The sequence below is a fragment of the Mucilaginibacter sp. SG564 genome (genome assembly GCF_013149275.1).
Classification (GTDB): Bacteria; Bacteroidota; Bacteroidia; order Sphingobacteriales; family Sphingobacteriaceae; genus Mucilaginibacter.
In genome coordinates, this window is sequence record NZ_JABGNA010000001.1 from 1,155,298 (window position 1) to 1,167,816 (window position 12,519).

General features: G+C 44.6%; 7 protein-coding genes and 1 riboswitch. Of the genes, 3 read left to right on the plus strand and 4 right to left on the minus strand.

The window, feature by feature from the left end; translation table 11 throughout:
- Window positions 1-8: 8 nt before the first annotated feature.
- Both FHW89_RS04385 and FHW89_RS04390 read right to left on the minus strand, forming a co-directional pair.
- Window positions 9-2,072, minus strand: a complete 2,064-nt coding sequence (locus FHW89_RS04385) for a TonB-dependent siderophore receptor (RefSeq protein ID WP_253952157.1) — start codon at window positions 2,070-2,072, stop codon at window positions 9-11.
- Between the two features lie 117 nt (window positions 2,073-2,189).
- A riboswitch (cobalamin riboswitch) is annotated at window positions 2,190-2,392 on the minus strand.
- Between the two features lie 201 nt (window positions 2,393-2,593).
- Window positions 2,594-2,869 carry a hypothetical protein gene (locus FHW89_RS04390; protein ID WP_172333759.1) on the minus strand — a complete coding sequence of 92 codons (276 nt, stop codon included), beginning with the start codon at window positions 2,867-2,869 and terminating at the stop codon, window positions 2,594-2,596.
- Between the two features lie 173 nt (window positions 2,870-3,042).
- Between FHW89_RS04390 and FHW89_RS04395 the strand changes: the two genes are divergently transcribed.
- Together FHW89_RS04395 and fbp are read left to right on the plus strand one after the other, a co-directional pair.
- Window positions 3,043-4,938 (plus strand): AAA domain-containing protein, encoded by a 1,896-nt coding sequence (locus tag FHW89_RS04395; RefSeq protein WP_172333760.1) that lies wholly within the window; start codon window positions 3,043-3,045, stop codon window positions 4,936-4,938.
- Between the two features lie 165 nt (window positions 4,939-5,103).
- Window positions 5,104-6,138 (plus strand): class 1 fructose-bisphosphatase, encoded by a 1,035-nt coding sequence (fbp, locus tag FHW89_RS04400; RefSeq protein ID WP_172333761.1) that lies wholly within the window; start codon window positions 5,104-5,106, stop codon window positions 6,136-6,138.
- 174 nt (window positions 6,139-6,312) lie between these two features.
- On the opposite strand, the gene pckA is transcribed toward fbp, so the two are convergent.
- Window positions 6,313-7,911 carry a phosphoenolpyruvate carboxykinase (ATP) gene (gene pckA, locus FHW89_RS04405; protein WP_172333762.1) on the minus strand — a complete coding sequence of 533 codons (1,599 nt, stop codon included), beginning with the start codon at window positions 7,909-7,911 and terminating at the stop codon, window positions 6,313-6,315.
- A gap of 655 nt (window positions 7,912-8,566) precedes the next feature.
- Here pckA and FHW89_RS04410 point away from each other — a divergent pair.
- A complete protein-coding gene (locus tag FHW89_RS04410) occupies window positions 8,567-11,419 on the plus strand; it encodes a TonB-dependent receptor (RefSeq protein ID WP_172333763.1) in 2,853 nt (950 codons plus the stop codon).
- 92 nt (window positions 11,420-11,511) lie between these two features.
- Here FHW89_RS04410 and FHW89_RS04415 read toward each other — a convergent pair whose 3' ends face one another.
- Complete coding sequence (locus FHW89_RS04415) at window positions 11,512-12,498, minus strand: glycoside hydrolase family 43 protein (protein WP_172333764.1); 987 nt, start codon at window positions 12,496-12,498, stop codon at window positions 11,512-11,514.
- Window positions 12,499-12,519 lie beyond the last annotated feature (21 nt).

Here is a 12,519-nt window from a genome sequence, read left to right on the forward strand (position 1 = left end):
GCAAATGCTTAAAATGTTGAACTTATGGTGAAGCGATAGTTGCGCCCCGGCAAGGGAAAATTGTATATCACGTCGTAATATTGATTAAGCAGGTTATTGATTTCGGCAGTAAGTTTAAGCTTGTGGCTATTGAGCTTTGTGGCATAGGTAAACCCTATGTCGTGCGTGTACCACGGCGGCATATAATTGGCCGCTTCATGATATTTTTGATTATATCTTTCGCCGGTATAGATATAGCTATAGGTGAAGGCCAGTTTATGCCACTCAGCGCCTATCAGTACCGAACCGCTGTTTACAGGGGTATAAGGTATTTGCTGATTATAGTTGAGATCAGTTTTATCAGTTACATCCACCGATTGTTGATAGGTGTATGAAATGCCGGTATTCAATAGCACACTACCCCATAATTGCCACGTAGCCTGCGCGTTTACCTCGGCCCCCTTAATATGTACTTTACCCAGGTTAATGATAGACCACCGACCCAGATCGGCTCCCGGTACCGCCACTATTTTATCCCTTACCTGGTTGTAATAAGCATCGGCCTGTATCGCGAAGTAGACCAGCGTTTGCTGATGCAGTGTACGGTTATAAGTAAAGCCCAGATCATACTGCTTGTTAAATTCTGGCCTTACCGTAGCGTAACCTACAAAAGTGTAATACAGGTCATTAAAAGTTGGCAGCCTGAAAATGCTCTTATAAAAACCACGCAACCTAAAATCAGGGCTTTCTGTGGGTTGCCATGAAAACAATAATGCGGGTGTATACTCGGTTTTATTATCTGAATTAGCCTCAACCGGAACTTTGTCCCGAACAAAAGTACCCAGCACATTAGCCTGTAAGTTAAACCGGGTAAAATGCAATTCGGTGGCCAAGGCCGTTAACAGTTGATTACGAATAGGCGGTGCAAACTTATATTTAGCCGAATCATTCTCGGTGATGTGCAAGGTACTCCACTCATAATCTGCCGAGGCCGCCACATCCCAAAACTTATTGATCTTGTATTTATTAGCTACCGAAAAGTAAAGTTCATGTTCATAATAACGATCATTTAACAGCCCGGTAGTTGTGGTGATATCGGGATTGGTATAATGGCTGAAAGTATTGGCATACTTACCACTAAGCATCAGACTGTACCTGTCGCCAAAATTTTTGTTGTAGGTAGATTGCATAAAGATATCCCTGTTCCACAAGCGCTCATCCGAATCAAATTTATTGGATACAATGGCGGCCGGTAATCCCCTTGCCGAATTATACAGATACCCTTTAACTGCCCATTTACTACTATCCGGCAGCTTTCCATTTAGCCCGAGCTCTACCCGTTGCGCGGTGATATCGCTGTTTTGCCGCACGGCTGTAGTATCATAAACACCATTAGTATAACGGAATTTGTAGCGGCCATTGGCATGTACAAACTCTGTACTGAAGGTACTGTAGGTATTATCACTCAGCTTATACTGCCAAAAGAATGACGGATTAACCAAACCTGATGAACCGGTTTTAAAACTCACTTTACCAGCAGAACGGCTACTATCCTCAAAATGCGGCTGACGCGAGGTAAGGTAAATAGCGCTCCCGGAGGCAAAGCCCTTGGCCGACTGAAATATGGTACCCTTTTGCGCATTGTAAAGGGCTATTTCATCAATGTTATCCAGCGAAAACTTACCCAGGTCAACCTGGCCATTTTGGGAATTGCCAAATTCGACACCATCATAAAAAACACCTACATGATTACTACCCAGACTGCGCACATTAATGGTTTTGAGACCGCCTACGCCGCCGTAATCCTTCAATTGCACACCTGAGAAATAACGGATGGCATCGGCCACCGAAAAGCTATTCAGCTTTTCCAGCTCCGCTCCTTTGAGTATTTGCAGTGGTGTTGCCGAAGTATTACGCGAAGAAATCCGGCCTGCACGAACGGAAACCTCTTTCAGATGGCGACTTTTGACAGTATCTGCTGCAGGTTTATGGCGACTGGTATCCGCCACCTGCGCCTTAGCATTACCGCAAAACAGGCCCCATACCGCTGTAAGGCAAATAAAAAAAATCGGGAAGCACAAATATTTGTACAAGTGTTGCAATACGTTCTGTTCGTGAAAAAATTAAACAAACAGCCAACAGGGTACCATCAATGGAAATACGCAACAACGTGAGGTATCTTCATTCCAGCTTCAATCCCCGAAAGCTATGAATACATATCATGCAATGGCAGGTCTTCTGACTTACTCCCCGCTTACCCGGCCTTCCCGTCGCGATCATATCGAAACAGTGGCTATAGAATGGATAGCGGTTAACAGAGCTTACAGCTGCGGGACAGTTCCGGAATTACACCGGATTCCCTTTTAATCCCCAAATCATAAAGGCCTGGGGAACCAAAAGCGAGGCAAATATAGAAATAAAAAGCACAAGGACTTTGATGTTTTGGTATGCCGCATAGATAGCATAATTTTCAAACAGGATACCATACCTAATTCATCAACGAAAATCATGCGGAGCAAAACAATAAAGCTTTCATTCAATTATAAAATTTATATAGTTGAAAATCTATAGCTTATATTAATTATCTAAATTTTTTATTTTGTAAATTTTTATCTCAATGCTTGTTCAGTTTTTCTTCAATACGTTTTTGCAATTGCTTTTTGTACTCATCATCCAGCTTCAATTCGCTGATCTTTGCCGGATGGAACAGCTCGCACACCATTTTATTGATCATGGAGCTTTGCTGTTCAAACACCCTGCATACCGAGCAGCCGGCCAGGTGGATCTTCAATTCCAGCTTTTCGCGAAGTGTTAAGTGGTCAATCAGCTTCTTCTCAATTAAACGAGTGGCTTTGCGACAGTTGTACGCTATTTTTGTCAATTCATCCATATTCCTCCCCTATTTTAGATTTATACTATAGAGTTAGTCGTTCTGCATAACAGTCCCTTACAATTTTTGAAAATAGTTTCTTACTCCAAGAATCGTTATTCGCAAAATCCTTGCTCTTTGCTCCCGAAAGTTCCCCAAATCCTTACTCCCAAAAATCTCTACCTTTGCAGGCAATGGATTATTTCAAAAGGCTCCTTGATCTGCTGAATAAAGAAAAAGAGGAGGACCGTAACGCTTATCTTAAACTAACCGAAAACTCATCAGCTGCCGACCGCCGGGCACAAGGACTTAGCTGGTATCCTATAGCCATTCGTGGAACCGAGCCCGGCCGGGGCGATTATATCAATGTAGAGGTTGAACGAACTACACATAAGGACCTGGCTCACCAGTTGCGTTTTGGAGTACCTGCAGCCCTGTTCTCCAATCACGATCCAAAGACCGACCGTGCGGAAGGCACCATCACCTACCAGGGCGGCGACCGCCTAAAAATCACCCTATATACCGACGAACTGCCAGATTGGACCCGCGACGGCAAACTCGGCATCGATCTGCTTTTTGATAACAATAGTTACGACGAAATGCAGAATGCCCTTAAACAGGCTTCGGCCATAGCCGTAAAGCCACAGGAAGGACGCTTGATCCAGATCCTTACGGGCGAGAAAGCTCCTGTATTTAATACTACCGCCCCTGTTTCCGCTCCACGCTTAAACGAGTCGCAGACAGAGGCGGTTAATAAAATAGTTTCGGCGCAAGACCTGGCCGTTATTCACGGGCCGCCGGGCACGGGTAAAACCACTACTCTGGTACAGGCTATTAAAGCGCTTATCGGGCAAAATAAAAAACAGGTTTTGGTTGTGGCTCCAAGTAATACCGCGGTTGATCTGCTCAGCGAGAAACTAACAGCCGAGGGGCTAAATGTATTGCGCATCGGTAATCCGGCCCGGGTATCCGAAAAACTGTTGTCCTTAACGCTCGACAGCAAGATTGCCGAACATGACGATAACAAAGAGATCAAAAAACTCAAAAAACAGGCCAGTGCTTACAAGGACATGGCCCACAAATACAAACGCAGCTTTGGCAAAGCAGAGCGCGACCAACGCAAGGCCTTGTTTAATGAAGCGCATAAGATCATGAAGGATGTGGCCGCCTCCGAGCAGCACATAGTTGACGATTTGGTGAGTAAAGCCCAGGTGATCACCGCTACACTGGTGGGCGCAAATCACTATACCATACGCGATGTAAGGTTTGATACCGTAGTGATTGACGAAGCCGGTCAGGCATTGGAACCCGCCTGCTGGATCCCTATACTAAAAGCGCAAAAAGTAATACTGACGGGTGACCATTGCCAGCTACCACCGACGATCAAATCGGCAGAGGCGGCCAAAAATGGACTGAGCACTACCCTGCTCGAAAAATGTGCATCCCTGCATCCAGAAGCTGTAGTATTACTGGAAGAACAATACCGTATGCATCAGGATATCATGGGCTTTTCATCAGCAGAGTTTTACCAGAGCAAACTGAAAGCACATACTTCTGTAGCGCAGCGTTTGCTTTTCCCCGGAGATATGCCTGTATCTTTTGTAGATACCGCGGGCTGTGGTTTTGATGAACAGCAGCAGGGCACCAGCGTAGCCAACCCCGAAGAGGCCGTGTTTTTATTAAAGCACCTTAATAAGCTGGTTAGCAATTTAAATAGCACCGACAATTTCCCTTCTATTGCTATTATCGCGCCTTATAAAGAACAGATCAGGGTGCTGAATGAGTTGCTGGCTGCCCATCCTGATTTACTTCCTTACAGCAGTTATATTTCGGTAAACACGGTGGATAGTTTCCAGGGACAGGAACGCGATGTGGTTTATATCAGCATGACGCGGAGTAATTCCGAAGGCGAGATCGGTTTCCTTTCAGATATCCGCCGGATGAACGTAGCCTTGACCCGCGCCCGGAAGAAACTGGTAGTTATAGGGGACAGTTCCACCCTTACCAGGCTGCCATTTTATGCCGATCTTATCGACTATACCGAACGCCTGGATGCCTATGAAAGTGCCTGGACATATGCCGGTGAATAATACACCTTGCTAACACCTTTTAGTAGCCATTTTTACACTATCAAATCCAGTTACGCAATCGTTATCGACGATAAATATTGCCAAATTGTTTCATTTTAGGCTTTTTTATGATTATCTTGTCAGCAAACCAACAACAAATTAATACGTAAAAATTACACTAAGCCTATGGCACAAGCAAAAACATTAGGGCAATTTATCATTGAAAAACAAGCGGATTTTCCGTACGCTAAAGGTGAGCTTTCGCGTTTGCTGCGCGATATAGGTATCGCGGCAAAAATTGTTAACCGCGAGGTAAACAAAGCAGGTTTAATGGATATGCAGGGAGAAGCAGGCAGTACCAACGTACAGGGCGAAAGTCAGCAAAAATTGGATATTTACGCCAATGAGCAATTTATAACAGCCCTTAAAAGTGGCGGGGAGTGCTGCATTGTAGCATCGGAAGAGAATGAAGAGATTGTAATGCTGGATACCGATGTATCCCTGGATGCCAAATATATTGTAGCTATTGACCCATTGGATGGTTCGTCTAATATTGATGTAAACGTATCAGTGGGTACTATTTTTTCTATATACCGCAGGCAAAGCACCAGCGGCCGGGCAACGCTGACGGATGTTTTACAAAAAGGCGTAAACCAGGTTGCCGCGGGTTATGTGATCTACGGTACTTCAACCATGCTGGTTTATACCACAGGCAAGGGCGTTAACGGCTTTACGCTGGATCCATCCATAGGCGAATTCTGCCTGTCGCACCCGGATATGAAAATACCTAAAACGGGTATTATCTACTCTATCAACGAGGGTTACTATGTGCACTTCCCGCAAGGAGTAAAATCATACATCAAATATTGCCAGGTAGAGGATGAAGCTACTCACCGCCCCTACAGTTCACGTTATGTGGGTTCTATGATAGCTGATCTGCACCGCAGCGTGATCAAGGGTGGTATATTCATTTACCCGGTTACAGCGGCTACCCCAGGCGGTAAATTACGACTGGTTTACGAATGCAACCCCATGTCGTTTGTTATTGAACAAGCTGGTGGCAGGGCCACAGATGGTAAAAACCGCATCATGGAACTGGATGTCACTTCCCTGCACCAGCGTACCCCTATTTTTATAGGCTCCGAGCAAATGGTGCTCAAGGCCGAAGAGTTTATGGCCGATGCCGTGGAAGAGGAAATAAGTATGGATTTGGCGGGGTAAGTAAAAAATTGTCATTCTGAGCGCAGCGAAGAATCTATTATACGATAGAAATGCCGCTGAATAGATCCTTCGCTGCGCTCAGGATGACAAACCATATTAAAGAGAAACATTAAACCAAAAGACCCGGCAATTTGCCGGGTCTTTGTTATTTGAAAAACGAAACACAATTATTTATTATCCAACAGCTGTAATGTTGGGACCAACAGAGCAAAGCATTCCATCAGAAAAGCCCTTATACTGGCTGCAGTTTTTACGGAAAAGTTCAGCCAGGTGACTAGCTGTTTCCTCGTAATCATAAGAGTCGGCCCAGGTATTTGCGGGGTTCAGTATCTGCGATGGCACACCGGGACAGCTTTCCGGTATCATTAGATCAAAAATGGGTAGCTTTTGATAACTTACGTCATTCAGTTGACCTTTGAGTGCGGCCTTGATCATAGCGCGAGTATAACTCAGCTTAATACGTTCGCCTGTACCGTATGATCCTCCTGTCCAGCCGGTATTCACCAGCCAAACATTCAGTGGGTACTTATCCAGTTTTTCGCCCAGCATTTCGGCGTATTTAGTGGGATGTAAGGGCAGAAATGCCCTGCCAAAACAAGCAGAGAAAGTAGCCTCGGGCTCATTAATACCATATTCTGTTCCGGCAATTTTAGCCGTATAGCCCGAAAGAAAATAATACATGGCCTGCTCCTTAGTCAATTTAGAAATTGGAGGCAGCTCGCCAAAAGCATCGGCCGTAAGGAAAAATATATTCTTCGGGATATCACCGATTGCCGGTTCTATCGCGTTGCTGATAAAATGCATCGGATACGAAAGACGGATATTCTCTGTCTTGGACAGGTTATCAAAGTCAACCGTTTTTGACCAGGGTTTAAAACAAATATTTTCCAGAAGCGCGCCAGACTGCATCGCATGATATATCTGCGGCTCTTTTTCGGCGGTCAGTCCGGCTATTTTAGCATAACAGCCCCCTTCAAAGTTAAATACCGAATTTTCGCCCCAGCCATGCTCATCATCGCCAATCAGCTGTCGGTCAGGATCAGCAGAGAGTGTGGTTTTCCCGGTACCCGATAAACCAAAAAAGATGGCCGTATCACCATCCACACCTTTATTAGCGGCACAATGCATGGGCAAAATGTTTTGGCGAGGTAAAAGGAAATTCAACACGGCAAATACCGCTTTTTTGATCTCGCCGGTGTAACCCGTCCCTCCTATCAGGATAATTTTTCGGGTAAAGTTGATGATTGAAAAATTATGCTGACGGGTACCATCCACAGCCGGATCGGCCTTAAAGCCAGGCGCTGACACGATCGTCCATTCCGGATTAATAACCCCATCCGGACGCAGGAACAGGTTATAGGCAAACAGATTTTGACTGGCTGTTTCGGTAATCACGCGTAAGGTAAGGCGACTATCTTTTTCGGCACAGACCATAGCATCACGTACAAAAACAGGTTTGTTATACAGGTAAGCCATCACCTTAGTGTACAGACTATCAAACACTTCCACATCCACCGAGATATTAATATCACCCCACCAAACGGTATCTTTTGTCACACTGTCCATTACAATAAAACGATCTTTTGGCGAGCGGCCGGTAAACTCACCGGTGTCGATAGCTAACACTTCATGATCAGTTAAATAGCCTTCTTTGCGTTCCAGGGCGACTTTTATCAAATCATCCGGTGATAATTGATAGTGAATTTCCTGGGCCTTGTTCAGCTCAGGAAATTCCGTTTGTAAGCTTGTTTTTTTATCAGTGATTTGTCCCATATCACATTAATTTTGTTATTGGTTTGGGGCAAAACTAAGACTACAAAGACGCAATTCAAAATATATAATAGCTGATAATCAAATAGTTGTATTCAATACACTAAGATAATTCAACCTACTAATCAGGGGGTTATCAGCAAATTCAGCAAGGAATTATTTCCGAAATATTTATACATGTAATATTGACAGAAATAGGTCAAAAATGGCCATTTTCGTGAATTTTTAATATTTCCGTCCTTTTTATAAGCTAGTTCATACGTCATCGCTTGAGCTATAATAACGGCGAGCGTCCCGGTGATACCAGTATACCCCCAATACAACGCAGCCACCGACCAGCCGATGAGCTGGCATTTCCAATAAAGGGATAGAGATAGCTTTTTTTTCAATTTGGCTTTTATTTATTACCCAAAGCAGCAAAATCTATCCGCAACAAAAAAATAAAGTACAGGAACGAGGTATTTTGGGTATAAACGTGTTATAAATCCCTCACAGCAAACAACATATCTGGTACAGCCTTATCTATCTTCTATACCTGTACTATTTAATAATAATTATTACAAACAGCAACAATAAAATTGATTTATAATTAATTAACCATAACTATAATGTATTTTTTTGATACAAATCGCTATATTAAACGCAAATCTTATTAACTATGAAAATTCTGTACATTAAAACTTCATTATTATTGGTGTTATTGGCCAGCACTAATATATTATTTGGCCAGGGCATTAAAGGAAAAATAACCGATGCGGCAAACGGCGCAACCATGCCGGGTGTAAGTGTTTCGGTTGTGGGCACTTCGCAAGGTACTTCGTCAAACGAAAAAGGTGAATACTCCCTCAAAATATCACAGGGCAGTTATCAGCTTAAAGTTTCCTTCATCGGGTACGAAACCCAAACCACCAATGTAACCATTACCAGTGGTACCCAGACACTTGATTTTAGCCTCAAACCTTTGAGCAACGCGCTTAATGAGGTGGCGGTAGTTGGTTCACGATCAACCAAACCGCGCACCAATATCGAATCGCCGGTACCGGTAGATGTGATTTCGGCAAAAGAGATGCGCAGCTTTCCGCAAACGGATATTACCCAGGTATTAAATTATATAGCCCCCTCCTTCAGCTCCAACCGGCAAACCGTGGCTGATGGTACCGACCACATCGACCCGGCATCGTTAAGGGGTCTGGGGCCCGACCAGGTATTGTTACTGGTGAATGGCAAACGGCGCCATACCACCGCTTTGGTAAATATCAATGGCACCTTTGGCCGTGGTACCGTTGGTACCGATATGAATTCTATCCCACTCGCTGCTATTGACCACATAGAGGTTTTGCGCGATGGTGCGGCCGCCCAATACGGATCGGACGCTATTGCCGGGGTGATCAATATTGTATTGAAGAAAGTTACTCCATTGGTGATATCGTCCAGCTACGGACAGTCGGCCACATCAACAAATGGAAATACCTATACCGATGGCAAAACCTACCAGATAGACGGCAGCAAAGGCTGGGACTTGAACGGGAAAGGTTTTGTGAACGTAGCCGCCCAATACCTCGATCGTGGGGCAACCAATCGCGGAGGCCTGGACACCCACCCTTTGATCTATTCGGCATTGCCTACTAAAGGAGCCAATGAGTCTGAGGCCGATTTTGAAACCCGTTTTGCGGGCATTAAAGCCGCCGATGACGCCAAAGCTAAAGCTGATGGCTTTAACCGCGATAATATGATGGTTGGGAACTCCCACTCCAAAAATTTCGGAAGCTTTGCCAACGCCCAATATAGTGTAGCCGATTGGGCCAGTGTTTACCTCGCAACGGGTTACACACATAAAACAGGGTCGGCAGCAGGATTTATTCGTCTACCAAACCAGTTTACCCAGATCGACGCTACTATTTATCCCGATGGTTTTTTGCCCTTTATCAATACTTCTATCAATGATATCTCGGCAAGTGGTGGAATTAAAGGAAAACTCAGCAACTGGACCTATGACCTGAGCAATACCTTTGGCGAAAACAACCTGAGCTACACCATTGATCATACCCTGAATGCCTCATTACCGATAGGCACCAGCCCTACTTCATTCAAAGCGGGTGAACTGATCTTTAAGCAAAACACGGTTAACCTTGATGTTTCGCGCAAGTACGATTTTACCGGTTTCCTTACCTCATTAAATATGGCTTACGGTGCCGAGTACCGCATTGACAATTATGAAATAAAACCCGGTGAGGAATTATCTTATTCCTTCGGTCAGCCTTCAAAGGGCATCCCGGGCAGATTAGTGGGTACTACTCCGGCTGCTGCGGGCGCACAGGTATTTCCAGGCTTTAAGCCCAGCAATGCTATAGACAAATCAAGAAATAACCAAAGTTTATATGCCGACTACGAGGCAGAATTTGGCCCGCGTGTAATGTTAGAAGCCGCAGGCCGTTATGAGCACTATAGCGACTTTGGTTCAAACTTCTCTTATAAATTCACCGGTAAAGTAAAAGTGATCGATCAATTGTCCATCCGTGGTGCCATCGCCACAGGTTTCAGGGCTCCGTCATTAGCCCAGCGGTATTTTAATAATGAGAGTACACAGTTTGTGAGCGGCAACCCTACCCAGGTATTAACCGTGAATAACGACAATCCCATTGTGCGGAAATTTGGCGTGGGATCATTGAAACCTGAAAAATCAAAATCGTATAGCTTAGGCTTGGCCGGTAAGATTACATCTGGGTTTACATTTACGATAGATGCTTACCAGATAGATATCCGAGACCGTATCGTGTTCTCGAGCCAGTTTACCCGGGCTACACCCGCCGTGGCCGAGATATTGAATACAGTTGACCCTAACGGCCAGATCAACAGCGTACAGTTTTTCACCAATGCTATCTCCACCCGTACCAAAGGTTTGGATATTGTTTTGGCCGACAGGATCAGCATCAATTCGGCCAGCACTTTAACACTTTCGGCAGCGGCTAACTTTAACCAGACCAAAGTACGTTCGATACAAGGTTCGGACATTATAGAGGGTAATGCGGCCTTAAAGGGCAAACTGTTCGACCGTACGGAGCGCTCGCGTTTTGAATCGTCGGTACCGGCCAGTAAGATCAATCTGAGCGCTTTGTATAACATCAAAAAGTTCGATTTTTCGTTAAGATCGGTTTATTTCGGCAAGGTAACCTACCTCAATTCGGTTGATCCGACCATTCCGACCAATAACCTGCCTTTACAGATGGATCAAACCTACTCCGGCAAATGGGTGACAGATCTGGCGATAAGTTATAAAGTGATCAAACAATTGGGGGTTACCATAAGCGCCAACAACCTGTTTGATGTTTACCCGGATAAAAACTATATAGACCCACGCGATAATGAGCACAACCTAAGCGGCGATCCCACAAAGAATTACACCAATGGTCGTGATAATACGTCAAACGGTCACTTTGTGTATAGCCGCGCCGTATCCCAATTTGGTTTCAACGGCAGGTTTTTATCTGGCAAGGTGGTTTATACTTTTTAGCAGAATAAAGACACATTCTGGAGACACAAATATGCGTCTCTACATTTTCTTTTCTGTAGAGACGCATATTTGCGTCTCTTTTCATTTCCCCATTATTTCCCCACCACAGGCCAGCCATTTCGATATTGAACCGGACTGATACACATGACCCGGCCTTTTTCTTTATGGGCTATTTCAATAGCGTGATAAGCTATAAAACTTTTACCTTTTTCGTCCTGAAATATAGAGTTGTGGCCCGGCGCGGTATAGACTTCGTCTTTTTCCAGTATTACACTGTTCAGAGATCCGTTACTTTCTCCCAGGCGGATAAAAGGGCCTTCTGGTTTATCGGCTTTGGCAATCATAACTGCATAATTGGCTTTGGCACCGCAGCAATTATCGCCGGAGTAATACAGGTAATAAGTGCCCTTATCATAATCGAGCCAGGAACCTTCAACCAGGTTACTGTAGGTTTTGTCCTTACCCGGGTATACAATGGCGGTGGCGTTCGTGCCCGGTTTAAAAGCCGACCAATCATCCGTCATTTCCTGAACACGTAAAGGTTCAAAATCCGAGCCCCAGTACAAAAAGTGCTTACCCGTTTTTGGGTCGACAAAACCTTTGGGGTCTATACAATGAAAACTCGATCCGCGCAGCAGCGGTTCACCCTTATCTGTAAATGGGCCCAGCGGGTTGTCAGCATAGGCAACAGCAAGGCATTTACCGGTCAGTTCATCGGGATCAGCAGAAAAGATCATGACAAACTTTTTTAGCCGGGCATCAAAAAACACATCAGGCGCCCAAAAGCTTTGTGTGTTTGACGCCCATTTAGGTTTCTGCGGTAATGCATCACCCTCATATTTCCAATGCTCATGATCGGCCGAGGAAGCTACCTGTATATTCATCATTTTGCCATTGCTCATCCCTTGGGTAGCATAAGCATAATAGGTATACCCAACGCGAATAACCGTTGGATCGGGAAAATCCCGATCCAATACTACATGAATTTTACTTGCAGTTGTTTGCTGTGCATACCCCCTCGTATACAAGCAAACTACGGTTAATAAAAGGAATAGGTATTTAAGCTTTATTTTCATCATAATCTGCACATCTGTAATCTA

Bases quoted from the DNA above. Each gene is read 5' to 3' on its own strand.
- FHW89_RS04390 (WP_172333759.1), bottom strand. From the start codon at position 2,869: ATGGATGAATTGACAAAAATAGCGTACAACTGTCGCAAAGCCACTCGT.
- FHW89_RS04395 (WP_172333760.1), top strand. From the start codon at position 3,043: ATGGATTATTTCAAAAGGCTCCTTGATCTGCTGAATAAAGAAAAAGAG.
- fbp (WP_172333761.1), top strand. From the start codon at position 5,104: ATGGCACAAGCAAAAACATTAGGGCAATTTATCATTGAAAAACAAGCG.
- pckA (WP_172333762.1), bottom strand. From the start codon at position 7,911: ATGGGACAAATCACTGATAAAAAAACAAGCTTACAAACGGAATTTCCT.
- FHW89_RS04410 (WP_172333763.1), top strand. From the start codon at position 8,567: ATGAAAATTCTGTACATTAAAACTTCATTATTATTGGTGTTATTGGCC.
- FHW89_RS04415 (WP_172333764.1), bottom strand. From the start codon at position 12,498: ATGATGAAAATAAAGCTTAAATACCTATTCCTTTTATTAACCGTAGTT.